21 protein-coding genes are annotated in these 23,393 nt (G+C 63.3%); 9 read left to right on the top strand and 12 right to left on the bottom strand.

Annotated elements, in window-relative coordinates; all coding sequences use genetic code 11:
• Positions 1-19: 19 nt before the first annotated feature.
• Together xylB and xylA are read left to right on the top strand one after the other, a co-directional pair.
• Positions 20-1,468 (top strand): xylulokinase, encoded by a 1,449-nt coding sequence (gene xylB, locus AC1RNN_RS12335; protein ID WP_493088965.1) that lies wholly within the window; start codon positions 20-22, stop codon positions 1,466-1,468.
• A gap of 73 nt (positions 1,469-1,541) precedes the next feature.
• Positions 1,542-2,855: a xylose isomerase gene (xylA, locus tag AC1RNN_RS12330; protein WP_493088967.1), complete on the top strand. Its 1,314-nt coding sequence runs from the start codon at positions 1,542-1,544 to the stop codon at positions 2,853-2,855.
• A gap of 243 nt (positions 2,856-3,098) precedes the next feature.
• Here xylA and AC1RNN_RS12325 read toward each other — a convergent pair whose 3' ends face one another.
• Positions 3,099-4,040: a LysR family transcriptional regulator gene (locus tag AC1RNN_RS12325; RefSeq protein WP_493088969.1), complete on the bottom strand. Its 942-nt coding sequence runs from the start codon at positions 4,038-4,040 to the stop codon at positions 3,099-3,101.
• 101 nt (positions 4,041-4,141) lie between these two features.
• On the opposite strand from AC1RNN_RS12325, the gene AC1RNN_RS12320 reads away from it, so the two are divergent.
• The gene (locus AC1RNN_RS12320; RefSeq protein ID WP_493088970.1) at positions 4,142-4,471 is read left to right on the top strand and encodes a nuclear transport factor 2 family protein; all 330 of its coding nucleotides are present in this window, start codon (positions 4,142-4,144) and stop codon (positions 4,469-4,471) included.
• Positions 4,468-5,250 carry an SDR family oxidoreductase gene (locus AC1RNN_RS12315; RefSeq protein ID WP_493088972.1) on the top strand — a complete coding sequence of 261 codons (783 nt, stop codon included), beginning with the start codon at positions 4,468-4,470 and terminating at the stop codon, positions 5,248-5,250. The genes AC1RNN_RS12320 and AC1RNN_RS12315 overlap by 4 nt, the downstream gene beginning before the upstream one ends.
• 141 nt (positions 5,251-5,391) lie before the next feature.
• On the opposite strand, the gene AC1RNN_RS12310 is transcribed toward AC1RNN_RS12315, so the two are convergent.
• A complete protein-coding gene (locus tag AC1RNN_RS12310; RefSeq protein ID WP_493088974.1) occupies positions 5,392-5,934 on the bottom strand; it encodes a PM0630 family protein in 543 nt (180 codons plus the stop codon).
• Between the two features lie 85 nt (positions 5,935-6,019).
• On the bottom strand, positions 6,020-6,613 hold the full coding sequence (locus AC1RNN_RS12305; RefSeq protein ID WP_493088976.1) for a CBS domain-containing protein: 594 nt from the start codon (positions 6,611-6,613) through the stop codon (positions 6,020-6,022).
• A gap of 418 nt (positions 6,614-7,031) precedes the next feature.
• Between AC1RNN_RS12305 and AC1RNN_RS12300 the strand changes: the two genes are divergently transcribed.
• Genes AC1RNN_RS12300 through AC1RNN_RS12290 form a run of 3 tightly spaced genes read left to right on the top strand, consistent with a single transcriptional unit; the run spans position 7,032 to position 10,407 of the window.
• On the top strand, positions 7,032-8,372 hold the full coding sequence (locus AC1RNN_RS12300) for a glutamine synthetase family protein (RefSeq protein WP_493088978.1): 1,341 nt from the start codon (positions 7,032-7,034) through the stop codon (positions 8,370-8,372).
• A complete protein-coding gene (locus AC1RNN_RS12295; protein ID WP_493088980.1) occupies positions 8,369-9,736 on the top strand; it encodes an aspartate aminotransferase family protein in 1,368 nt (455 codons plus the stop codon). Before AC1RNN_RS12300 ends, AC1RNN_RS12295 begins: the two co-directional genes overlap by 4 nt.
• Positions 9,733-10,407 (top strand): GntR family transcriptional regulator, encoded by a 675-nt coding sequence (locus AC1RNN_RS12290; RefSeq protein WP_493088982.1) that lies wholly within the window; start codon positions 9,733-9,735, stop codon positions 10,405-10,407. The genes AC1RNN_RS12295 and AC1RNN_RS12290 overlap by 4 nt, the downstream gene beginning before the upstream one ends.
• A 27-nt stretch (positions 10,408-10,434) precedes the next feature.
• Here the strand turns inward: AC1RNN_RS12290 and AC1RNN_RS12285 are convergent, their stop codons facing one another.
• Positions 10,435-11,340, bottom strand: coding sequence for a LysR substrate-binding domain-containing protein (locus AC1RNN_RS12285; RefSeq protein WP_493088984.1), 906 nt, complete (start codon positions 11,338-11,340; stop codon positions 10,435-10,437).
• Between the two features lie 139 nt (positions 11,341-11,479).
• Between AC1RNN_RS12285 and AC1RNN_RS12280 the strand changes: the two genes are divergently transcribed.
• Positions 11,480-11,887, top strand: coding sequence for a tautomerase family protein (locus AC1RNN_RS12280; protein ID WP_493088986.1), 408 nt, complete (start codon positions 11,480-11,482; stop codon positions 11,885-11,887).
• A gap of 158 nt (positions 11,888-12,045) precedes the next feature.
• On the opposite strand, the gene AC1RNN_RS12275 is transcribed toward AC1RNN_RS12280, so the two are convergent.
• From AC1RNN_RS12275 to AC1RNN_RS12240, 8 genes are all read right to left on the bottom strand, one after another.
• Positions 12,046-13,560, bottom strand: coding sequence for a CoA-acylating methylmalonate-semialdehyde dehydrogenase (locus AC1RNN_RS12275; protein WP_493088987.1), 1,515 nt, complete (start codon positions 13,558-13,560; stop codon positions 12,046-12,048).
• Between the two features lie 22 nt (positions 13,561-13,582).
• Positions 13,583-14,401: a 5-deoxy-glucuronate isomerase gene (gene iolB / locus AC1RNN_RS12270; RefSeq protein ID WP_493088989.1), complete on the bottom strand. Its 819-nt coding sequence runs from the start codon at positions 14,399-14,401 to the stop codon at positions 13,583-13,585.
• A gap of 18 nt (positions 14,402-14,419) precedes the next feature.
• Positions 14,420-15,346 (bottom strand): myo-inosose-2 dehydratase, encoded by a 927-nt coding sequence (gene iolE, locus AC1RNN_RS12265; protein WP_493088991.1) that lies wholly within the window; start codon positions 15,344-15,346, stop codon positions 14,420-14,422.
• A gap of 27 nt (positions 15,347-15,373) precedes the next feature.
• Positions 15,374-17,245, bottom strand: a complete 1,872-nt coding sequence (gene iolD / locus AC1RNN_RS12260) for a 3D-(3,5/4)-trihydroxycyclohexane-1,2-dione acylhydrolase (decyclizing) (protein ID WP_493088993.1) — start codon at positions 17,243-17,245, stop codon at positions 15,374-15,376.
• Between the two features lie 23 nt (positions 17,246-17,268).
• Positions 17,269-19,233, bottom strand: a complete 1,965-nt coding sequence (locus AC1RNN_RS12255) for a bifunctional 5-dehydro-2-deoxygluconokinase/5-dehydro-2-deoxyphosphogluconate aldolase (protein WP_493088995.1) — start codon at positions 19,231-19,233, stop codon at positions 17,269-17,271.
• Positions 19,234-19,240: 7 nt separating this feature from the next.
• Positions 19,241-20,026 (bottom strand): ATP-binding cassette domain-containing protein, encoded by a 786-nt coding sequence (locus AC1RNN_RS12250; RefSeq protein ID WP_493088997.1) that lies wholly within the window; start codon positions 20,024-20,026, stop codon positions 19,241-19,243.
• Between the two features lie 18 nt (positions 20,027-20,044).
• Positions 20,045-21,187 carry an ABC transporter permease gene (locus AC1RNN_RS12245; protein WP_493088998.1) on the bottom strand — a complete coding sequence of 381 codons (1,143 nt, stop codon included), beginning with the start codon at positions 21,185-21,187 and terminating at the stop codon, positions 20,045-20,047.
• An 84-nt stretch (positions 21,188-21,271) separates the two neighbouring features.
• The gene (locus AC1RNN_RS12240) at positions 21,272-22,309 is read right to left on the bottom strand and encodes a sugar ABC transporter substrate-binding protein (protein WP_493089000.1); all 1,038 of its coding nucleotides are present in this window, start codon (positions 22,307-22,309) and stop codon (positions 21,272-21,274) included.
• A 204-nt stretch (positions 22,310-22,513) separates the two neighbouring features.
• Here AC1RNN_RS12240 and AC1RNN_RS12235 point away from each other — a divergent pair, with 204 nt between their 5' ends.
• A complete protein-coding gene (locus AC1RNN_RS12235) occupies positions 22,514-23,389 on the top strand; it encodes a MurR/RpiR family transcriptional regulator (RefSeq protein ID WP_493089002.1) in 876 nt (291 codons plus the stop codon).
• Positions 23,390-23,393: the final 4 nt, after the last annotated feature.

The following is a 23,393-nucleotide window of genomic DNA, read 5'->3' as shown; positions in this document are numbered from 1 at the left end:
CTTTTTAAGAACGCCCTTCATGTTTATCGGAATCGACATTGGCACCTCTGAAGTCAAGGTACTGCTCCTGGCGCCGGATCACCGCGTGCTCGGCTCAGCCGGCACCGCACTTACGGTGTCGCGCCCGCACCCCGGCCACAGCGAACAGAACCCGCGCGACTGGTGGGCGGCCACCCAGTCCGCCCTGGCGCAGCTGCGCAATGTCCACCCTACCGAGTTCGCGGCCGTTCAGGGCATAGGTCTCTCCGGCCAGATGCATGGCGCCGTGCTGCTGGACGCCAGGGACAACGTGCTGCGCCCCGCCATCCTCTGGAACGACACACGCTGCGCCGCCGAATGCACGGAGATGATGGCCGAGCTGCCCACCCTGGCCGACCTCGCCGGCAGCCTGGCCATGCCCGGCTTCACCGCGCCCAAGCTGCGCTGGGTGGCCAAACACGAGCCCGAAGTGTTCAAGCAAGTGGCCAAGGTGCTGCTGCCCAAGGATTATGTGCGCCTGATGCTGACCGGCGAATACGTGAGCGACATGTCCGACGCCAGCGGCACACTGTGGCTGGATGTGCAGAAGCGCGCCTGGTCCGACCAGCTGCTCGCGCTCACCGGCATGACGCAGGCGCAAATGCCCCGCCTGGTGGAAGGCAGCGCGCCCGGTGGCTTCCTCAAGCCCGATATCGCGCAGGCCTTGGGTTTGAATGCGGGCATCGTGGTGGCCGGTGGCGCAGGCGACAACGCCTCCAGCGCCGTGGGCATGGGTGCAGTGCGGGCCGGCCAGGGTTTTCTGTCGCTGGGCACCAGCGGCGTGCTCTTCGTCGTTACACCCAGCTACCAGCCCAACGCGGCCAGCGCCACGCATGCCTTCTGCCACGCCGTGCCCGGCCAGTGGCACCAGATGAGCGTGATGCTTTCGGCCGCAAGCAGCCTGCAGTGGGTGACCGACCTGCTGGGCGCAGCCAACGCGGGCGAGGTGGCCACCAAGGCCGCCGCCCTGCCCGCTGCCGACCGCGCCGCCGCGCCCCTGTTCTTGCCCTACCTAGGCGGCGAGCGCACGCCGCACAACGACGCGAACGTGCGTGGCAGTTTCCACGGCCTGAGCTTTGACACCGACGCCGCACGCCTGGGCTACGCCGTCATCGAAGGCGTGACCTTCGGCCTGAAAGACGGGCTCGCCGCACTCAACGCCGCCGGCAGCACCGTGCAACGCCTTTCCCTGGTGGGTGGCGGTGCGCGCAGTGCCTTCTGGGCGCAGCAACTGGCCTCGGCGCTGGACGTTGAAATCGTTACCCATGGCAGCTCCGCCGTGGGCGGTGCGCTGGGCGCAGCCCGCCTGGGCTGGCTGGCCACGGGCGCGTCCGCGGCCGAGGTCTGCCTGAGCCCCGAAGTGCACGCCAGCTACCGCCCCGAAGCGGCCGAACAAGCTCTGCTGCTGGAACGCTACGCCACCTTCCGCAGCCTGTACCACAGCACCTGAAACGCCATGCCCTACGGGGCTCGGCACCTTTATTTAATTCGACCACACAACTAAACAACCGGAGAGCATCACCATGAGTACCTATTTCAGCAACGTTGGCCCCATTGCCTATGAAGGCCCCCAGTCCGACAACCCGCTCGCCTTCAAGTGGTATGACAAAGACCGCATCGTGCTGGGCAAGCGCATGGAAGAGCAGCTGCGCTTCGCCGTCTGCTATTGGCACAGCTTCTGCTGGAACGGGCTGGACCCATTTGGCGGCGACACCTTCCAGCGCCCCTGGCAGCACATGGCCGACCCCATGGCCGCCGCCAAGGCCAAGGCCGACGTGGCGTTTGAATTTTTCAGCAAACTGGGCGCTCCCTACTACTGCTTCCACGACCGCGACGTCGCGCCTGAAGGCGCCACCCCCCGTGACAGCGTGAACAACCTGCGCGAGATGGTGGACGTGCTGGCCGCCAAGCAGGCGCAAACCGGCATGAAGCTGCTGTGGGGTACGGCGAACCTGTTCAGCCACCGCCGTTTCATGTCGGGTGCGGCCACCAACCCCAACCCCGAAATCTTTGCCCTGGGCGCCCTGCAGGTGAAAGAAGCCATGGACGCCACGCTGAAGCTGGGCGGCGCCAACTACGTGTTGTGGGGCGGCCGCGAAGGCTATGAAACTCTGCTCAACACCCGTATCGGCCACGAGCTGGACCAGATGGGTCGCTTCCTGAACATGGTGGTGGAGTACAAGCACAAGATCGGCTTCCAGGGCACCATCCTGCTGGAACCCAAGCCACGCGAACCGTCCAAGCACCAGTACGACTTTGACAGCGCCACTGTTTACGGCTTCCTTTGCCGCTACGGCCTAGAGAAAGAGATCAAGGTCAACATCGAAGCCAACCACGCCACCCTGGCCGGCCACAGCTTCGAGCACGAAATCGCCACGGCGGTGGACCTGGGCATCTTCGGCTCCATCGACATGAACCGCGGCGACATGCAATGCGCCTGGGACACCGACCAGTTCCCCAACAGCATCCCCGAGACCGCGCTGGCCATGTACACCATCATGCAGGGGGGTGGCTTCGTCAACGGTGGCGTGAACTTTGACGCCAAGGTGCGCCGCCAGTCCATCGACCCCGAAGACATGTTCCACGGCCACATTGGTGGCATGGACGTGACCGCGCGCGCGCTGCTGATCGCCGAGAGGATGATCACCGACGGCAAGCTGGCCCAAATCGTCACCGACCGCTATGCGGGCTGGAAAGACAGCTTTGGCCAGCAAGTGCTGGACGGCAAGCTGGGCCTGGACGCGGTGGCCCAGCGCGTGCTCGACAAGAACGTGGATACGGCGCCGGTGTCGGGACGGCAGGAGCGGATTGAAAACCTCTTGAACAGCTATATCTGAGTTGATCCGCTAGACAGCGGAAAGACAACGGCCTCGCGGGTGAATGCTTGCGGGGCCTTCTTTGTTTCGGAGCCTTGTTCTTTGTATTGCGGTCTGCTCGGGACCATGAACGGTCACGCTCAAAGATGCGCTTTCGGCGCACTCGTTGACGTGGTCAATGTGTGTGCCACTCTAAATATCCCCGTAACCGCGATATTCAAATACCTGCTTGATCCAGTCTGCGCTGCAGATGATTCGTTCTGACTACCAAGCGGATTTGGCGATCAGGGGACTAGGAGAGTCTCCTTCCAAATCCTTGTCCAACAGACAGTCGATGAATGCACCGAGTAGGGCTGGTCGATGCTGCCTGTTCGGGTAGTAGAGAAACAACCCCGGGCGCGAGATGGACCAGTCCGCGAGGACCTGGACCAACCGTCCCTGTGCCAAGAGTTCACCCACACCATCTCGCTCGAAGTGATAGGCAATGCCGAGCCCATTGAGCGCTGCAGCAACACCGATGTCGGCGTGGTTGGTTACGACAGGGCCGTCCACCGCGACTTCGAGTCGTTTCCCCCTTTTCTCAAACTCCCAACGGTAGTGCCTGCCGTCCATCTGCAGCCGCCAGTTGATGCACGCGTGGCTATGCAACTCGGCAGGTGTCTTGGGGATGCCTCGGCGTGCGAGGTAGTCGGGAGACGCCACGGCAACCATATTCAAGTCTGGCGTGAGGCGAATGGCAATCATGTCTTTCTCAAGCCGTCCACCCACGCGAATGCCCGCGTCGAAGCGGCCAACGACGATATCGGCCAGTGCGTCATCGACCACGATGTCGAGCACCACATCCGGGTAGGCCTGATGAAAGCGCGCAAGCCTGGGCGCAATGATGGTTCTCGCTGCGATACCCAGCGTATTGATACGAAGCGTGCCGGTGGTCTGTCCTGCGGCCTCACTGGCCTCTGCGACGGCGACAGCCATTTCTCGAAACAACGGTGCTATACGCCGATAGAGCAGCTCGCCACTTGCCGAAGGCGCCACGCTGCGTGTCGTGCGAATCAGGAGGCGTGCCCCAATCCGGTTTTCCAGTTGCCGAATGGTTTGGCTAAGTGCAGAAGGCGACAGCCCCAAATACTCTGCCGCCCGGGCAAAGCTCGCGCGTTCAACGACGGCAGCGAAAGCTTTCAGCTCTGCGAATTCGGATCCGCGCATTATGTACTCCCATTTACATAACCAATACTGATTCTAGAGTATTCACTAAATTTACTGCGGCGCGCATCCTACGGGCTTCTTCAACCACAAGGAGCTTCATCATGAGCACCCCGACACTCCCCGAGCCGATTGCCGCGTACTTCGCTGCCGCCCACAGCAACACCGAGGCCTTTGCACACTGCTTCACAGCGCAAGCCGTTGTGAAGGACGACGGCCACACCCACACAGGCATCAACGCCATCAAGGCTTGGCAGGATGCGGCATCGGTCCAGTACAACGCGACAACCACGCCCTTCGCCCTCGAGCGCGAGGAGGGCTTTCAAGTCGTCCGCACCCATGTTGCAGGCAACTTCCCTGGCAGCCCGATCGATCTGACCTACCGCTTCCGCCTGGAACGCGGCCTGATTGCATCGTTGGAGATCACAGCATGAGCTTCGATCTTCAACTGAAGGGCAAACGTGCGCTGGTGACGGGCGGCACCAAAGGCTTGGGCGCCGCGCTCGTCAAGAGCCTCCAGGATGCCGGAGTGCAAGTGATGACGACCGCCCGCTCTGTTCCCGAGAAACCGCTGGAAAGTGTTACATACGTGCAGGCTGACTTGGCAACCGCTGAAGGCGTGACCGAGCTGGCGCGCGTGGTCACTGAGCGTTGGGGCGGCGTCGACATCTTGATCAACAGCCTCGGCGGCTCGAACGCGCCGGCGGGCGGATTCGCGACCCTGAGCGACGCTGTATGGCTCGACGAATTGAATCTGAATTTCATGTCCGCAGTTCGTCTTGACCGTGCGCTGCTGCCCGCCATGTTGGCAAAGGGCGCGGGTGTCATATTGCACGTGACGTCGATCCAGCGCGTGCTCCCGCTTCCGGAGTCGACTACTGCCTACGCGGCGGCGAAGGGTGCCCTCTCCACCTACAGCAAATCGCTGTCGAAGGAGGTCGCGCCAAAGGGTGTTCGCGTTCTGCGTGTCTCACCCGGCTGGATTGAGACCGAGGCTTCGGTTGCATTCGCCGAACGAATGGGGGCCCAAGCAGGCACAGACTACGAGGGCGGCAAGAAGCTTGTCATGGACTGGCTCGGTGGAATTCCGATCGGTCGGCCCGCCAAGCCCCAGGAGGTGGCAGACCTGATCACGTTCCTTGTGTCTCCGCGCGCGGCGTCTGTGTCGGGCTCCGAGCACGTGATAGATGGCGGGACGGTTCCGACCGTTTAAAGCCCGAGGCTTGGTGGCCCCCACACGTGTGTCGAAGGCACGAGTCCAGACGAGACAGCTTGATGCTGGGCTTGGCCTCCGACAATAGCGGAGGTCGACCCGGTTTATGCCAGCCGCAACCAACCAGTCTCTGACGATTGATCACTGCGGATCAACAACATCAAACTCAAACTGCACAGGCGCCGAGTTTTCGACGAACACGGTGATCTGGTAATGGCCGGCGGGGTCGCCGCTCACCACGTCCCAGGACTTGGAGATGGTGCCGTTGTAGACGGTCAGCGTCACGTCCATCGACATCACCTTGCGGTCTGCCGAGGTGCCAAACGCCTGGCCGCCGGTGCCCCACACCTTCGGGGCTTCGGGCAATGTCATGCGCTCGAGCACGCGGACTTTGCCGATCTTCTGGTTGAGCTTCATGACCCATCCGTAGTTCTGGTCGACCACCAGAGGGACGGTGTTGGCAACCTTGAAGTCCAACACATCGTTGTTCTTGGCCAGCTTGAACAGCCCGAAGACAGCATCGAGCGGGCACGCTCCGCTGCCTTTCGGGGCGGCCGCACAGGCCTTGAAAACCGCCGCGTTGGATGCCGCAATGGACTCGGGCGAAGCGCTGGTCGTCTGTGCGCCAACGTGGAGGCTAGCAGCGGCGACGGAAAGAGCAAAAAGTTGGCGAAGGTGTTTCATGGCTGGTGCTGATGAGCCCGGTGACGGTTGCCACCGGGCTGAATACAGCAAAGTCTATCCACAGATCGCCAACTCGCCGGCGCGGCTAGTGCCCCGCCAACACCTGCTCCACCTCCGAAAAGGTATGTGCCTTGGCGCTGACCGGCAGTGCACGGCCCAGCTGGCGCTCCACCTGCGTCTGCGAGACCAGCCCGCGAATGCGCGGGGTGCGGTCGGGGGTGTCGGAGTCGATAACCAAGAGGTGCGGGCGACCGCAGCGGACCAGGGTGGCGATCACTTGCTCCACCGTAGCGCGCTGGAGTGCGGCGAAGGTGATGGTGTCGAGTTGGGAGAGCGGGGTCATGACGTCGGCAGCAGTCATGTCGTCGTGTTTGAGGCCGCGTTGGTGGACCAGGCGCATGGGCTTGTCGCCAGCGATGTCGGCAGCGGTGAGGATGCCGTCGACCGAGGGCATGTCGGACACGACGAAGAGCAGGCGCACGCCCTGGTAAATCATCTTCAGCTCGGCCTGGACCAGCGAGGTTTGGGGCTGCACCGTGGCGGCGCGGTACTGGGCCAGGTCGGTGAACACTTCGATCGCCGGGGAATCCAGGGTCACGGGGCCGTGCTGCGGCGGCTGGACCTGGACGATATGGGTACCGGCGGGGAAGCGGAAGGTGGGGAGTGAGCCGTCGAACATGGGAACCTTTCCAAGCAGCACGCTGTTGTGATGTCTCTGTGGCGTCGGGCGTCTGCCAGAGGCTGGTTGCAGTGGGTGCAAAAGCGCTGCAACCGACTCCGTTATAGGCCTATGCACCTACGATCACAAGTGGATTTACTAGGGTTAACCCTTGCTTTACCTGGGCTTAGCAATCCCCCATTGCGGATGCCGCTGAAACACCAAATCTGCTACCAAAAACGTAGCTGCTTGCGCAAATTCCACGGGGGCTAGAGGCCAATTTCTTCATGAATCCAGGTTTAGCATGTATTGAGAGGCCGGAACTTCTTACGATCACAAAGCTTGAAAAATTCGACCAAAAGGCGATTGAAACCAATATTTGTGATCACAAATTAAATGACGCACTAGAATTTGGGCATCTCCACTACCGGCCCACCGCATGTCCACACCCAGCGCCATCGAAAGCTTTCTGACCCAACACCGCATCCACGAGGTGGAGTGCGTGATCCCCGACATGACGGGCATTGCACGCGGCAAGATCCTGCCGCGCGACCTGTTCCTCGCGGCGGGCGAGATGCGTATCCCCAAGAGCGTATTGCTCAACACGGTGAACGGGCAGCAGCCCGACAACGGCCCCTTTGTGGGCGACACCGACCCGGACATGGTTTGCATCCCCGATGTGAGCACCGCGCGCGTGGTGCCCTGGGCGGCGGAGTCGGTGGCGGTGGTGATCCACGATTGCCAGGAGTGGGACGGCAGCCCGGTGCAGATTTCGCCGCGCGGGGTGCTGCGGCGCGTGCTCAAGCTGTATGAGGCGCGCGGCTGGACGCCCGTGGTGGCGCCGGAGATGGAGTTCTACCTGGTGGCGCGCCAGCAAAACCCGCACGAGCCGCTGCAGCCGCCGCTGGGCCGCACCGGCAAGCCCGAGGCCGGGCGCCAGAGCTATTCCATCGACGCGGTGAACGACTTTGACCCCTTTCTGCTGGAGCTGAGCAACTTCTGCCAGCAGCACCAGTTGGGTGTGGAAACGCTGATCCACGAGGCTGGCCCCGGCCAGCTGGAGATCAACTTCAGCCACGGCAACGCGCTGGACCTGGCCGATCGCGTCTTCCTGTTCAAGCGCACGGTGCGCGAGACGGCGCTGCGCCACGGCATCTTTGCCACCTTCATGGCCAAGCCCATGGAGCAAGAGCCCGGCAGCGCCATGCACATCCACCAGAGCATTCTGGACGCCGACGGCAACAACCTTTTCAGCCTGCCCGATGGCTCGGCCAGCCCCCATTTCAGCCAGTGCATTGCGGGCCTGCAAACCTACATTCCGCAGCTCATGCCCATGTTCGCGCCGTATGTGAATTCCTACCGGCGGCTGGCACCTTTCATGTCGGCACCCATCAACGTGCGCTGGGGGCACGACAACCGCACCTGCGGCATCCGCATCCCCAAGTCCAACCCGGCCAACCGCCGCGTAGAGAACCGCGTGCCCGGCGTGGACGTGAACCCCTACCTGGCCATGGCCGCCACCCTCACCTGCTGTTACCTCGGCATGACGGAAGGCCTGCAACCCAGCGCGGCCACCACCGACAGCGCCTGGAATGTGAGCCACGAGCTGCCGCGCCATCTGGAGGACGCGATTGCCGCCATGCGCGCCTGCGGGCCCGTGCGCGAGGTGCTGGGCGATGGCTTTGTGGACGCCTTCTGCGCCGTGAAGGAGCTGGAGTACGCGACTTACAACCGCGTCATCAGCTCCTGGGAGCGCGAACACCTGCTGTTGCTCGTATGACCGCGCAATACACAACCCTGGACCCACAGCGCCTGGACGCCGTGTGCGAGCGCGAGCGTGCGCACTACGCAGCCGCCCACCCGTGCTCCCAAGCACTGGCGCAACGCGCGGCGGGGCACCTGCTGTTTGGCGTGCCGCTGCACTGGATGAGCGATTGGTCAACCCCGTTTGCGCTGCACCTGGCGCACGCCCAAGGGGCGCGCCTGACCGATGTGGACGGCCACCACTACGTGGACTTCTGCCTGGGCGATACAGGCGCCATGTTTGGCCACAGCCCGGCCCCGGTGGCGCACGCCCTTGCAGTACAAGCCGCGCGCGGCATCACCACCATGCTGCCGGGGGAAGACGGCGTGTGGGTGGCGGAGGAACTGGCGCGGCGCTTTGGTCTGCCGGTGTGGCAGTTCGCACTGTCCGCGTCGGATGCGAACCGCTTCGCCATCCGCTGGGCGCGCGCCATCACCGGGCGCACGCAGGTGCTGATCTTCAATGGCTGCTACCACGGCACGGTGGACGATGTGTTTGTGGACCTGGTGGACGGCCAGCCCCAGACGCGCGACAGCCTGCTGGGCCAGGTGGTAGACATCACACAGACCACGCGCAGCGTGGAGTTCAACGACCTGGCTGCGCTGGAGGCCGCACTGGCCGAAGGGCAGGTGGCCTGCCTGCTGGCCGAGCCGGCCATGACCAATATCGGCATGGTGCTGCCCGAGCCCGGCTTTTGGGAGGCGGCGCAGGCGCTGTGCCGCCGCTACGGCACGCTGCTGCTCATTGACGAGACGCACACCATCAGCACCGGGCCCGGCGGCTACACCCGCGCCCACGGCCTGCAGCCGGACCTGCTGGTGCTGGGAAAGCCGGTGGCCGGGGGAGTGCCTTGTGCCGTCTACGGCTTCAGCGCCGAGACGGCAGCCCGTGCCGAGGCGGCCAAGCGCAGTGCGCCGCCCGGCCACAGCGGTATAGGCACCACGCTGACCGCCAACCCGCTTGCCATGGCGGCGCTGCGCGCCAACCTGGCCGAAGTGATGACCGATGCAGCCTATGCCCATATGTTCACGCTGGCAGCCCGGCTGGCCGATGGCCTGCGCAGCGTGATTGCGCGCCATGGCTTGGGCTGGTGCGTGACCCAGATCGGCGCGCGCACCGAATTCCAGTTCTGCCCAACGCCGCCACGCAATGGCAGCGAGGCCGGCGCCCGCCTGGACCCGGCGCTGGAGCAGGCCATTCACCTCTACCTGCTCAACCGCGGCCTGGTGATCACGCCCTTCCACAACATGATGCTGGTCTGCCCGGATACGACCGTGGCCGATGTGGACAGACTGGTCGCGGCCATGGACGCCTTTGTGTTGGACACTAAGGCGCCATGACCGACACCGATGCATCCCCCACCACCAGCACTGAGCAGGACCGCGTCTACACCACGCTGCGGCAATGGATTACCGTCGGCCGCTTTCTGCCCGGCGAGCGACTCAAGATCCGTACCGTCGCGGCGGACATGGGCGTGGGCCAGATGCCGGTGCGCGCGGCGCTACAACGTTTGGCGGCCGAGGGCGCGTTGGTGAACGTGCCCAATGCGGGCGTTACCGTGCCGCGCCTATCGGTGCCCGAGTTTGACGACCTGCTGCAGATGCGCATGCTGCTGGAGGGCGAGGCGGCTGAGCGCGGCTGCCTGCGGCTGGATGCGGCACAGATCGCAACGCTGCAGGGCTGGAGCGCAGACATGGCAGCGGCCCTGCAGGCTGGCGATGCCAAGCGCTACCTGGACATCAATGAAGACTTCCACGTGCTGCTCTACAAGGCCGCCGGCTCGCCCCTGCTGTTCCAGATGATTGACACCCTGTGGCTGCGCGCCGGCCCGATCTCCAACCGACTGTTTGATAGGCCGGCCGCCAGCGCCGTGCTCAACGACGCGCACGAGGACCTGGTACAGGCCCTGGCGCAAGGCGACAGCGCCGCCGCCCGCCGCGCCGTGGAGCGCGACATTTTTGTGGCCGGGCAGTTCCTGCGGACGGCCTGTGGAGACAAGAAAAAGAAGTGATCAGGCGGTCTCTGATCCCCACCGCCCCTATTGAGGGGAGGCCATGGCTGCGGCTTGCGCGACCAACCACTGACAAAAGACATCCAACCGGGGATGCGCAGCCGCCGTGCGCCGCACGGCGAGATAGTCATAGCCCGAAGCAGTAAAGCCCAGCGGCGCTACCAATCGGCCCGCTTGCACATCGTCCGTCACCAGGTGCCAGGGCGCAACAGCAATGCCCAAGCCGCGCACGGCAGCCTCCAGCGTAAAGTAGTAGTGCTCGTACACGGGCCCTGCAGCCGTGGCAGCGCCAGGCAGGACGGTACCTGTGGATGCTGCCCACATGTCCCAGGCGTTGCGTCGCATTCGGGTATGCAGCAGGGTTTGCCCCGCGAGGTCTGCAGTCGTTTGTGGCATGCCGATGCGAGCGGCCAGCGCAGGCGCAAGCACCGGCCCCAAACGCTCTGCAAACAAGGGCAAGGCAGTGCCAATTTCACGAGGCACCCCTGCCTCTGCAGCAGTGATCAGCAAGTCGCAGCCTTCCCGCGCCGCATCGACGCCCGCGTCAGTGCTGCGCAGACGCACCTCGATGCCCGGGTGTCGAGCATGGAAATCAAACAGTCGCGGGATGAGCCATTTCACCGTGAAGGTGCTGAAACAGGCCACGTCCAGCGGGCCGTGGCGCGCATCGGCCAGCGCCCGCACGGTGTCCTCGATCTGCTGAAAAGCCTGTGTCAGCACAGGCTGCAGCGTGCGCGCGGCAGCAGTGAGCGTGGGGCGCGCTTTGGTACCGTCAAAAAGCCGCAGGCCCAGATGATCTTCCAGCTGGCGGACTTGGCGGCTGATGGCCCCGGGCGATACGGAAAGCTCTTCGGCCGCAGCCGTCATGCGGCCGAGCCGGGCTGCGGATTCGAAGGCGCGCAAGGCACCCAGGGGTGGGAGGCGACGTGGCATGGCGATCATCTTATGTGAATAAATTGCACATAGATGAAGAGAACAAATCGCTTTTCACGGAAAGCACTTTGACCAAGAATTTCTTTTGCCAAGCACCCCAAAAACAGTTTTAGCTATTTTGATCAAACGGAACATAAAAATGCCTTTTATCCACACAAGCCTCCCCGACTCGACCCCCACTACGACACGCGAAGCCATCGTGCGGGGCATCCACCAAGCCCTGGTAGAGAGCATTGGCATGCCCGAGGACGAGTTGTTCAACCTGGTAACAGGCTATGCGCCCGGACAGTTCGCGTTCAGCCGCAGCTTCAACGGCGTGGCACGCTCGGACGCAGTCGTGGTGGTCGAGATCACCCTCAGGCGCGGTCGTAGCGATGCGATGAAGCGGGCCCTGTATGCGGCAATTTCGCGCAATCTCCAATCCATGGCCCAAGTGGCTCCTGCCGACGTATTCATCTTCATGCACGAAAACGATTACTCCGATTGGTCGGTTGGGCACGGGCGCTTCGCGATGGCACTTGTGCAACAAGTGGGGGCGCCGGCCTGAACCTCGCCAGGCCACTGAAAACTGCATTGACGCCCGATTTTCGTCGCAGCGCTTCTTTTCGCCCCAAAAACAAAACCGGCTTGAAGCCGGTTTTTGCTATTAATTCAGTAGCTATTCGCACACAGTCCTTAAGCGCCCAAGCCACACTCTTTGCAAAACTACTTGGCAGTTGGCATCACAAACTCGGCGCCCTTGCCGATGCTTTCGGACCAGCGCTGCATGATGGACTTTTGCTTGGTGTAGAAGCGCACGCCCTCTTCGCCATAGGCGTGCATGTCGCCAAACAGGCTCTTCTTCCAGCCGCCAAACCCATGCCAGGCCATGGGCACCGGAATGGGCACATTGATGCCCACCATGCCCACCTGCACACGGCGGCTGAACTCGCGCGCCACGTTGCCGTCGCGCGTGAAGCAGGCCACGCCGTTGCCGAACTCGTGGTCGTTGATGAGCTGCAGTGCTTTGGCAAAGTCGGGCACGCGCACGCACGCCAACACGGGGCCGAAGATTTCTTCTTTGTAGATGCGCATCTCGGGGGTCACGTGGTCAAACAGTGTGCCGCCGAGCCAGAAGCCATCGCCACAGCCTTCACCCGCTTGCTTGCCATCAAAGCCACGGCCATCGGCCAGCAGCGTGGCGCCTTCTTGCACACCGAGGTCGATGTAGCCGCTGATGCGCTTGTGCGCGGCCTGGGTGACGATGGGGCCCATTTCGGCGGCGAGGTTGGTGCCGTTGAGCACCTTGAGCGTCTTGGTGCGCTCCAGCAATTTGGGGATGACCTTGTCGGCCACATCGCCCACCAACACCGCCACACTGATGGCCATGCAGCGCTCGCCCGCGGAGCCGTAGCCTGCGCCGATGAGTGCGTCCACCACCTGGTCCACATCCGCATCGGGCATGACCACCATGTGGTTCTTGGCGCCGCCCAGGGCCTGCACGCGCTTGCCGTGGTGGGCACCGGTCTCGTAGATGTAGTTGGCAATCGGTGTGGAGCCCACAAAGCTCACGGCCTTCACATCAGGGTGTACCAGCAGTGCGTCCACCGCTTCCTTGTCGCCCTGCACGACGTTGAACACGCCATCGGGCAGGCCGGCTTGCTTGAGCAAATCGGCAATGTAGAGGCTGGGGGACGGGTCAATCGGGCTGGGCTTGAGCACAAAGGTGTTGCCCGCCGCGATGGCGACCGGGAACATCCACGCAGGCACCATGACCGGGAAGTTGAACGGCGTGATGCCGGCCACCACGCCCAACGGCTGGCGCAGGGTCCAGTTGTCGATGCCGGTGGAGACCTGGTCGGTGAAATCGCCCTTGAGAAGCTGCGGAATGCCACAGGCGAATTCGACGATGTCGATGCCACGGGACACCTCGCCCTGCGCATCGGTGAACACCTTGCCGTGCTCGGCGGTGATCATGCGGGCCAGAGCGTCCTTGTGCTCATTCAGGAGTTGCAGGAAGTTGAACATCACGCGCGCACGGCGGATCGGTGGCGTGTCCGCCCATTTGGGGAAAGCGGCTTGTGCGGATGCCACGGCAGCATTCACGTCCGCCCCGTTGGCGAGTGCCACCGAGCCGGTGACCTGGCCGGTGGCGGGGTTGAAGACATCCTGGGCGCGGCCGCTGGTGCCGGGGGTGACCTGGCCGTGGATGTAGTGGGAGATGGCAGTGATTGGGGACATGAAAAGTGTTTCTTTAAAGGGGTCAGGTAGCGGCAGCAGGGGCCAGCATCCATTCATGGGCGGGGTCGTTCTTGAAGACCCAGAAGCGGTTGGGGCCCGCCATCACATTCAGGTAGTACGAGTCATAGCCGTGGGGCGCCACCACCGGGTGGTAGCCCTTGGGCACCATGACCACGTCGTGGTTCTCGACAGCGCAGGCTTCGTCGATGCTGCGGTCGTCGGTATAGACGCGCTGAAAAGCAAAGCCCTGCGGCGGGTTGAGGCGGTGGTAGTAGGTTTCTTCCAGCAGCGTCTCCACGGGTGGCTGCTCCACATCGTGCTTATGGGGCGGGTAGCTGCTGCTGTGGCTGGCGGGTGTCATCACCTCCACCACCAGCAGGTGGGCGGCGGTGGGGTCGTCGTGCGGCAGGATGTCGCACACATAACGGGTATTAGTGCCCTTGCCACGCACACTGCGGCGCATGGTGGCGGGGTCGATCACGCGCACAGTGCGTTCTTGTGCGTCAGTAGGTGCGGTGCACAGGCCAACTTCCGCATTGCGCACTCCGCGCAGCGTGACCGTCTTGCCGGCAGGCACATAGACGGCAGCGGGGGACTTTTCGTCAAACACGCTGTCGCGGGTGCCGAGGTTGGCGTAGGTGGTGCCGTCCACGGTCACATCCACAGAGCCTGTGAGCACTACCACGCACAACTCACGTGCGCCGGTAGCTACGATTTCGACAGCACCGGCTTCGAGGCGCACGGCGCGAAAGCCCACATGCGTCCAGCCCGCACGCTCGGGAGTGACGTTGACAATCTCGCGCCCCGAGGGTGCGGCCTTGGCTAAGAGGGGGCTGACCATGGTGGTGTCCTTTGCGAATCAGGCGATGCTTTTGACCAGAGCGCTGAGAGTGTCAAAGCCCTTCTTGGCGTATTGGTAGCTGGGGGCCACGGCGGGGTCCTGCTCGGCCTCCACCACCAGCCAGCCTTCATAGCCAGCCTCGCGCAGCACCTTGAGCGCGGCGGCGTAGTCAATGCTGCCGTCGCCGGGCACAGTGAAGGTGCCGTTGAGCACGCCGTGTAAAAAGCTCCAGCCGTCGTTGCGGGCCTGGGCTATCACCGGGGTACGTACGTCCTTGCAGTGCACATGCACCACGCGCTTGACGTGCTTCTTGAGCAGGGTCACCGGATCAGCTGCGCCGCCGAAGTAGGCGTGGCCGGTGTCGTATAGCAGGAAGACCTTGGCGGGGTCGGTCAGCGTCATCAGCTTGTCGATGTCGGCCGGGGACTCCACATAAGCGCCCATGTGGTGGTGGTAGGCCAACTTGATGCCATAGGTCTGGATGAGATGTTCGCCAAACGCGTTCAGACGCTCGGCATACGCCTGCCACAGGGCTTCGCTGGCAAACTGGGGCCGCTTGTTGACGGGGGTGTCCATCTGGCCTTGCACAGTGCCTGCGCACTCGCCATAGACCACCACGCTCACGCCGTTGTATTGCAGCTTGCTCATGTGGGCCTTGCAGCGCTCTATCTCGGCGGCCACGGCGTCGGCATTGCTCTGGCCGGGTGCTACTTCGGCCAGAAAGCCGGAGTACCAGCCGGACACGCAAGCCAGACCATACTCATCGAGCTTGGCTTTGAGAGACGGGCCATCCTTGGGGAATTTGTTGCCCAACTCGAAGCCGACGTAGCCGATTTCCTTGCCCTCGCGCAGTGCGGTCTCTAGAGGGGTTTCGCCGCCCAGGGAGGGCATGTCGTCGTTGAACCAGGAGATGGGATTGATGCCAATGCGGACGTTCCAGGTCATTTCAATGCTTCTTTCTGAATCTAAGAATCAAACACGTTGTTCTTGCTTGCCGGCGACATAGCGGGCGTGGGCGTCCAGCACCTCGCTGCGCGCGGACACCTCAGGAACTGCCACCTCCCACCAGCAGCCGCCTTCGGTGGTGCGGGTGTGGGTGGTGTCGATCACCAGCACCTGGCTGCGTTTGGCAGCGCGGGCTTTCACCATGGCGGCTTTGAGCTCGGCCACGTTGGCCACATGCACGGCATCTGCACCCATGCTGCGGGCGTGGAGCGCAAAGTCGATGCGGCTGGCCTCGCCCCCCTCGCCAATGCAGTCGTCCAGCAGGTTGTTGAACGCGGGACTGCCGGACGCGGTTTGCAGGCGCTGGATGCAGCCGTAACCCCGGTTGTCCAGCACCACCACAATGATCTTTTTGCCCAGCATGACGGAGGTGGCCAGCTCGGAATTCATCATCATGTAAGAACCATCGCCTACCAGCACGATGACCTCTTGCTCAGGCCGGGCCAGCTTGACGCCCAGGCCGCCTGCAATCTCATAGCCCATGCAGGAGTAGCCGTATTCCATGTGGTAGTTGCCGGGCCGGCTGGCGCGCCAGAGCTTGTGCAGCTCGGCAGGCAAGGTGCCAGCAGCGCAAATGGCCACGTCGTGCACACCGCTGTCGCCTCCCGCATCGTTGAGCGAGTCGCGCACAGCGCCAATCACTTCGGCGTCGTAGGGCAACACACCGGGCTGGGGCGCCGCGGTAGTGAGTTCGGTGACCCGCGCGTTCCACAGCGCTGCTTGTTGCTTGGCGCGTGCAGTCCAGGCGCTGTCTGCCGCCCAACCACCCAGTGCGGCGCTCAGGGCTTGCAGGCCCACCAGTGCGTCCGCCACCAGCGCGGTGCCGCTCCACTTGCTGGCGTCAAAGCTTTGCACGTTGAGGCTGAGCAACTTGGCGTTGGCAAACAGGGCGTGCGAGCCGGTGGTGAAGTCTTGCAGGCGGGTGCCCACGGCGAACACCACATCGGACTCGCGGGCCAGCACGTTGGCGTTGGGCGCGCCGTCCACGCCGATGGCGCCGAGGTTCAAGGGGTGGTCCCACGCCAGGCTGCTCTTGCCGCCGTGCGACTCGACCACGGGCATGCCATGCGCTTCGGCAAAGGCGCGCAATGCCTCGCCTGCATGGCTGTAGAGCACACCGCCACCGGCCACGATGAGGGGGTGCTTGGCCGTCTTCAGCAAAGCGACGGCCTTCTGCAGTTCGCGCGCATCGGGGGGCGGGCGGCGGAACTGGATCAGCTCGGGGTGCAGAAAGCTTGTCGGGCAATCGAACGCATGGGTCTGAATGTCCTGCGGCAGCGCCAGGCACACCGGGCCGCAGGCGGCGGGGTCCGTCATGATCTGAATGGCGCGGGGTAGAGCGGTGAGGATTTGTTCCGGCCGCGTGATGCGGTCAAAGAAACGCGTGACGGGGCGGAAGCAATCGTTGGCGCTCAGGTCGCCCTGCTGAAAACTCTCGACCTGCTGCAGCACCGGGTCCGGCGCGCGCGAGGCAAAGGTGTCGCCGGGCAGCAGCAACACGGGCAGGCGGTTCACATGCGCCACCGCAGCGGCAGTGACCAGGTTGGTGGCGCCGGGGCCTATGCTGGTGCTCACGGCCATGATGCGCTGGCGCATGTGCGCCTTGCTGTAAGCGATGGCCGCATGGGCCATGCCCTGCTCGTTGTGGGCGCGGTACGTGGGCAGGGCCTGGCGCTCGGCCCACAATGCTTCGCCGAAACCGGCCACATTGCCATGGCCGAAGATGGTGAACACCCCGCCGCAGTAGGGCTGGATGCTGCCGTCATGCATTTCCACCTTGAGGGCGGCGAGATGCTTGACCAGGGCTTGCGAGAGCGTGAGTCGTTGGGTGCGTGTCATGAAAAAATTCTTCGCTGCAAAAGTCAGGCGGCTGCGCGCACTGGCGCCGTAGCCGCCGCATGCCGGCCGCGCCAGGCGTTGACCAGAATCGTGAAATTGTGGGCGACCTCGCTCACAAACTGCGCGTCCGTCACGCGGCCCGAGAGCCAGGCCAGGGACGCATCGGCCCAGAGACTGCGGCCCACCATAAAGCCCTTGACCACCGGATTGGTGGCCAGCTTGAAGCTCTCCACCAGATGCTGGATGGGCTGGTTCAAGCCCAGGATCACGGCGCCACGGCAATAGGGGTCTCGCTCGTCGATCAGCGCCTTCAGCTCGGCCCAACCACTCTCTTGCATGGGGGCCAACTTCCACCACTCGGGCTTGACGCCGAGGTTGTAGAAGCGTTTGACGGCGCGCAGCACCGCTGCGTCTTCCTCACCCGCGACCACGATGGCTTTGGGCAGGATGATTTCGAGCAGCAGCTCGTTACCACTGGCGCGGGTGGCTTCCCACAGCTCCAGCACTTTTTGCTCTTGCTCCAGGCGCAAGGTGTAGTGGTCGTCCGGGTGGTAGTGCACCAGACATTTGACCACTTGCTGGGTGGGCCAGTGCGTGAGCGCGCTGCCCACCGATCGGGTGCCATCGAACCGTAAAGGGCGTGAACCGGGTAACTCCACCGGGCGGCCCACCCACCAGCCGCGGCCGGTGGCGCTGGCCAGTGCGTCGGCACCGTAGCTGCCGCCATCGACCAAGACGCCGGTGGCGCCTTGCAAGCCGCTGCCCTGCTCCACGCGCTCTGCCGCGGTGACCAGCAGCTTCTTCAGCACCGGAATGCGGGACTCGGGGGCGCCTGCCTGGCGGCAGAGGTCGAAGAACTGACTGCGATGGTCAAAGGCCATGACGCACAGCTCGTTCCACACCGGGCGCGCCGCGGTCACGCGGTGCAGATGGGCCAGTTGCTGGTCCGCATCGACCTGCGGGTTGCGGCTGCCACTGAACCAATGCGCCAGCTCGGGCGGCGTGGGCATGGCCGCAGAGCAGGCATGGCGGGACACCACGATGGCGCCACAGGCATTGGCCGTCTGGGTAGCTTGCGCCCAGTCTTTGCCCTGCAAGAGGCTGGCCATGAGGCCGGAGAGGAACGCATCACCCGCGCCCAGCACATTGAGTACTTCAACGCGTTCACCTCGAAAGGTGGGCGCATCGTCAATCGCGCCAGGAATCGCGCCTTCGATCACGGTGCAACCGGCCGCGCCGCGCTTGACCACCAGCACCGCCTGGCTCAGCGCACGCACGGCGCGCAGGCTGGCCATCAGGTCGTTGGGCACGCCACCGGCAATAAAGAACTCTTCTTCGGTGCCAACCAGCAGGTCGAACTGCGGCAGCATCTCTTGCAACTGCCGGGTCACAGCAGCGTCGGCCACATAGCGGTTTTCGCCTGCGCCGCGGCTGGTCAGGCCCCAGAGCACGGGGCGGTAGTCAATGTCGAGCACGCGCACCACGCCGTGCTTGCGGGCAAATTCCAGCGCGCGCGTGGACGCAGCGCGCGTGCCCGGTGTGGAAAGGTGTGTGCCGGTGATGGCCAGGGCTCGGCAGCGAGCGATGAAGGACTCATCAATCAGCGCGGCGTCCACCGCCATGTCAGCGCAGTTTTCGCGCACGAACAGCAGCGGAAAGGTGTCGCGGTCCTTGATGCCCAGCAGCACCAGAGCGGTGAGGCGCTGCGGGTCGACCTGCACCTGGCTCACATCGCAGCCATTGGCCTGCAAGGTGGAGGTGAGAAAACGGCCCATCTGCTCGTTGCCCACGCGGGAAATCATGGCGCTCTTGCAACCCAGGCGGGCTACGCCAAAAGCCAGATTGGCGGAGCTGCCGCCCAGGTACATGGCCATGCTGCGCGCGTATTCCAGGGCACTGCCGAACTGTTCGGCATACAGGTCCACGGCGAGGCGGCCCAGACAGGCCAGGTCGATGTCACGCCCCTGTGGAAATTTCAAATGTGTCATGGAGTTCTTAAATCGTTACGCCTTCGAGATCGGCCATGAGTTTCTGCATTTCCTCACCGCCAGCCATCATGTCCAAGACTTCGTCCTTGCTCACATCGTTCTTCAGGTAGGTGCCCAGTGACTTGCCCCGGTTGAGCAGCGTGAAGCTGTCGGCAATCGGGTACGCGTGGTTGACATTGTGGGTGATGAAGATCACCGAAATACCGCGGGCACGGGCGGTTGCGATCAGCTTGAGCACATTGGCCGATTGCTTCACGCCCAAGGCGGCGGTGGGCTCGTCCAGGATGAGGACCTTGGCGCCAAAGTGGATGGCGCGCGCAATGGCCAGACATTGCTTCTCGCCGCCGGACATGGTGCCCACCATCTGGTTGGCATCGCGGATGCGGATGCCCATGTCGCGCAGCTTGTCGCCCGCAGTCTGGGCTGCCAAGACGTGGTCCATGACCGGCAAAAAGCCGAAGAGCTGCTTGATGGGCTCCCGGCCCATGAAGAAGTTGCGCGCCACGCTCATGAGCGGCACCAAGGCCAGGTCCTGGTAGACAGTGCCGATACCGGCGTCCAGCGCTTCCTTGGGCGAGGCGAAGCGCACGGGCTTGCCCTCCAGCAGGTACTGCCCTTTGTCCGGCGTGTGCACACCCGCCAGGGTCTTGATGAGGGTGGACTTGCCGGCTCCGTTGTCGCCCAGCAGGCAGTGCACCTCGCCACGGCGCAGGCGCAAGGTGACGCCACCGAGCGCGATGACGGAGCCAAAGTATTTGCTGATGTCTTCCAGCTGAAGGATGTAGTCGCTCATGATGAACTTGCGTGGGGTTTAGCGGCGGCCACCGGCGAAGCGGGAACGGATGTAGTTATTGAAGAGCACGGCGATCAGCAGCATGAGGCCCAGGAACACGCGGTACCAGTTGTTGTCGATGCTGGTGTAGCCGATGCCGATTTGCACCATGCCGAAAATGAGGGCACCGAAGGCGGCACCAATGACGGAGCCATAACCACCCGTCAGGAGGCAGCCTCCGATCACAGCGGCGATGATGGCTTCGAATTCTTTTTGCAGGCCACGGTCAGCGGCAGCCGAGCCCGCGTCGGCCACCTGCAGCACGGCAAACACCGTGGAGCAGAAAGCCATGAAGATGAACAGGCCGACTTTGACCTTGGCCACGGGAATACCCACGTTCTTGGCGGCATTGGCGTCGCCGCCCACGGCCTGGATCCAGTTGCCCACTTGGGTACGGGCCAGCACAAACGCGCCGGCACCCGTCATCACGATCCACCACACGACGGCCTTGGGGATGCCGGTAGCCAATGCCGTGCCGTCATCACGTGCGGCAATGACACCCATGCGGGCCAGGCCGTCAAAAACACCAGTGAGCGTGTATCCGTTGAACAGGAAGGAAATCACCGGGTCTTGGGCAATCATTTCGCGCAGGACCAGGTCGCCATTGCCGCTCAGAATGGTCTTACCCGTAAAGATGACCGAGACGGCCAGGGACAGGCCGCGCAAGATGAAGAAGAAGGCCAGCGTCACGATGAAGGACGGCAGGCCGGTGCGCACCACCAGCCAGCCATTGAGCCAGCCCAGGCACATGGCAGCGGTGAAAGCAAATACCACCGACAACCAGATGGTCCAGCCCCAGTACAGGGCGGGAATGGCCAGCAGCATGCCGGCGAAGCCGATCATGGAGCCGACGGACAAATCGAATTCGCCGGCAATCATGAGCAAGGCAGCACCCACCGCCAACACGCCGAGGTAGGCAGCCACGGTGCTCCAGTTGATGATGCCTTCGGGGTTGAACATGCCGGAGCCACCGGCGCTGAAGGCAAACATGGCAAAGACGAGAAGCGTTCCGGCCAGGGCGCCAAACTCGGGTCGCGCCATCAGGGTGCGCAGAACACTGAGTTCGCGGACCCGGTCGTCAACGGGGGCAATGGAAGTCATGGTGGGGGCGTTGGTGATCATGGGAATAGCAAGGAGATTCAGGACGTCGGACTTCGCCAGGACCGGCGGACACTGTTGCCGCGCTCCGGTCCCGGGTGCAGGCGCTTAGCGGTACTGGCCTGCGTACTTCTCCACCTTGCCGATGTTCTCCTTGGTCACGAAGCCAGGACCGGAGCCAATGTGGCGGGGACCATAGGCCGGGGCCAGACCGTACTCATTGAAGCGCGCGGTGGTCTTGGCGTTGCCCTTGACGGCGGCCGACACGGCGGCCAAGTCGGAGCTCTTGGTGGACTTCATCGTGGCCAGCACGGCCACGGGGATGTAGCCCTGCAGGTAGGGTTGCTGGTCGATGCCGAACTTGACCGAGCCATCCTTGATGCCCTTGGAGATTTCATCCGACAGGTCGAAGGTGGCCATCCACATCTTGCCCTTGAGGCCGGCCTTCTCCAAGGCCTTCAGCGTGGGGTGGGCGGAGGTTGGACCCAGGGTCAGCACGGCACCGGTGCCGGGGTTCTGACGCAAATAGGCGGACACCTTGGCTTCGATGCCGGTGGGGTCATCGCCCGAGTCGATGGTGCTCTTCTTGAAGTCCACGCCGATGGCTTCGGCAAAACCGCGGCAACGCTCGAAGGAGGCAGGATTGGTGGCGTAGTGGTTCACGCACAGGAAGGACTTCACGCCATCGGCCTTGGCGCGCATGCCAGCGCCCTTGCCGGCTTCGTACTCGGGCTGGCCCACGTGCATCACGGCGCCCAGCTTTTCGCTCTGCTCGGTGGTACCGGAGTTGATGGTGATGACCGGGATCTTCTTGTCGACCAGCTTCTTGATGGAGCTTTGCAACACGTTGTAGTCGGCAATGGTGACGATGACACCGTCGTAGCCCTGGGCAGCGGCTTGCTCAATCAGGCGGGCCATGTCAGCCAAATCGCCGTTGGGCGGGTTGCGGTAGTCCACCTGCACGCCGTAGTCTTCACCGGCATGTTTGACGGAATTCTTGATGGTGTTCCACCAGGAGTCGGAATCGGGGGCGTGGCTGATCAGGGCGATCTTGGACTGGGCAGCCGCCATGCCGCTCACCGCCAACAAGGCGCTCAAGAGCACGGTTTTTGCAAATGTCTTGCGGGACAACTTCAGGTTCTTCATACGGTCTCCAATTTTTTGATGTCAATGTCTTGCGTGGAAAACTTCACTGCAAAGCAGCGGACGCTGGGCTTGCCGGCATCTGCGAAGAAGTTTATCGATTCTTGCAAAAAATAGAAATAGTTTTCTAATAGGTATAAACCCCAGAATAAATTTTCTTTTCAAAGAAATTTACTGATGGATAATTTGTTCCAAAACAGGTCCTGCATGAGCACTACTCCCTCCCCCAGCGCCCCCGACAGCGAAGAAGCCCTGATCGCCGCCATTGCGGCCGGGTTTGCAGGCTTGAGCCGACAGCTCAAGCAGATCGGCACCTATGTAGAACAACACCGTGGCCAACTGGGCATCCAGTCCATCCAGCAAGTGGCGGAGCACTGCGAGGTGCAGCCCAGCGCGGTAGTGCGCTTTGCCAAGCATTTCGGCTTCTCGGGCTTTACGGAGATGCAGAAACTTTTCCGGGACGGCTTGGCACGCCAGATATCGCCCAGCCGGGACTACCAATCGCGCATCCGCAGTGCCATCGAGTCCGGCGCCAAGGACCTGACCAGTGCGGACATCGTGCATGCCGTCATCGGCGGCGGCATTGCCGGCATGGAAGAGCTGCAAGGCAGCCTGCAGGAGCCGGCCTTTGAAGAAGCCGTAGACCTGCTGTTCCGGGCAGACACGGTGTGGCTGATGGCCACGCGCCGCTCGTTTGCCATCTCCACCTACCTGACCTACGCCCTGCAGCACACCGACAAACGGGTGCAGCAGATCACCGCGCTGGGCAGCATGCACGATGGCCAGCTGCGCGGCCTGCGCCCGGGCGATGTGATGGTGGCGATCTCTTTTGCACCCTATGCCCCCGAGACCGAAAGCATCGTGGCCGAAGCCCACGCACGCGGCGCCCGCATCATCTGCATTACCGACAGCAGCCTGAGCCCGATGGCCCGGTTTGCACAGACCTCGATCCTGGTCAATGAAACCAGTGTCTTCGGCTTCCGCGCCCTGACCAACACCATGGCCGTGGTGCAGAGCCTCTTCATGGCGCTGGCCTACCGGCTGGAGCTGCAATACCAACCCACCCGCCCGCGTGCCTCGTGAGGCG

The organism is Rhodoferax sp. GW822-FHT02D07 (assembly GCF_058802405.1).
The sequence above is the reverse complement of the archived record's forward strand: the minus strand, read 5'-3'. Positions and strand labels throughout refer to the sequence as shown.

Coding starts and splice junctions, on each gene's coding strand:
- xylB (WP_493088965.1), top strand. CDS start 20: ATGTTTATCGGAATCGACATTGGCACCTCTGAAGTCAAGGTACTGCTC.
- xylA (WP_493088967.1), top strand. CDS start 1,542: ATGAGTACCTATTTCAGCAACGTTGGCCCCATTGCCTATGAAGGCCCC.
- AC1RNN_RS12325 (WP_493088969.1), bottom strand. CDS start 4,040: ATGCGCGGATCCGAATTCGCAGAGCTGAAAGCTTTCGCTGCCGTCGTT.
- AC1RNN_RS12320 (WP_493088970.1), top strand. CDS start 4,142: ATGAGCACCCCGACACTCCCCGAGCCGATTGCCGCGTACTTCGCTGCC.
- AC1RNN_RS12315 (WP_493088972.1), top strand. CDS start 4,468: ATGAGCTTCGATCTTCAACTGAAGGGCAAACGTGCGCTGGTGACGGGC.
- AC1RNN_RS12310 (WP_493088974.1), bottom strand. CDS start 5,934: ATGAAACACCTTCGCCAACTTTTTGCTCTTTCCGTCGCCGCTGCTAGC.
- AC1RNN_RS12305 (WP_493088976.1), bottom strand. CDS start 6,613: ATGTTCGACGGCTCACTCCCCACCTTCCGCTTCCCCGCCGGTACCCAT.
- AC1RNN_RS12300 (WP_493088978.1), top strand. CDS start 7,032: ATGTCCACACCCAGCGCCATCGAAAGCTTTCTGACCCAACACCGCATC.
- AC1RNN_RS12295 (WP_493088980.1), top strand. CDS start 8,369: ATGACCGCGCAATACACAACCCTGGACCCACAGCGCCTGGACGCCGTG.
- AC1RNN_RS12290 (WP_493088982.1), top strand. CDS start 9,733: ATGACCGACACCGATGCATCCCCCACCACCAGCACTGAGCAGGACCGC.
- AC1RNN_RS12285 (WP_493088984.1), bottom strand. CDS start 11,340: ATGCCACGTCGCCTCCCACCCCTGGGTGCCTTGCGCGCCTTCGAATCC.
- AC1RNN_RS12280 (WP_493088986.1), top strand. CDS start 11,480: ATGCCTTTTATCCACACAAGCCTCCCCGACTCGACCCCCACTACGACA.
- AC1RNN_RS12275 (WP_493088987.1), bottom strand. CDS start 13,560: ATGTCCCCAATCACTGCCATCTCCCACTACATCCACGGCCAGGTCACC.
- iolB (WP_493088989.1), bottom strand. CDS start 14,401: ATGGTCAGCCCCCTCTTAGCCAAGGCCGCACCCTCGGGGCGCGAGATT.
- iolE (WP_493088991.1), bottom strand. CDS start 15,346: ATGACCTGGAACGTCCGCATTGGCATCAATCCCATCTCCTGGTTCAAC.
- iolD (WP_493088993.1), bottom strand. CDS start 17,245: ATGACACGCACCCAACGACTCACGCTCTCGCAAGCCCTGGTCAAGCAT.
- AC1RNN_RS12255 (WP_493088995.1), bottom strand. CDS start 19,233: ATGACACATTTGAAATTTCCACAGGGGCGTGACATCGACCTGGCCTGT.
- AC1RNN_RS12250 (WP_493088997.1), bottom strand. CDS start 20,026: ATGAGCGACTACATCCTTCAGCTGGAAGACATCAGCAAATACTTTGGC.
- AC1RNN_RS12245 (WP_493088998.1), bottom strand. CDS start 21,187: ATGATCACCAACGCCCCCACCATGACTTCCATTGCCCCCGTTGACGAC.
- AC1RNN_RS12240 (WP_493089000.1), bottom strand. CDS start 22,309: ATGAAGAACCTGAAGTTGTCCCGCAAGACATTTGCAAAAACCGTGCTC.
- AC1RNN_RS12235 (WP_493089002.1), top strand. CDS start 22,514: ATGAGCACTACTCCCTCCCCCAGCGCCCCCGACAGCGAAGAAGCCCTG.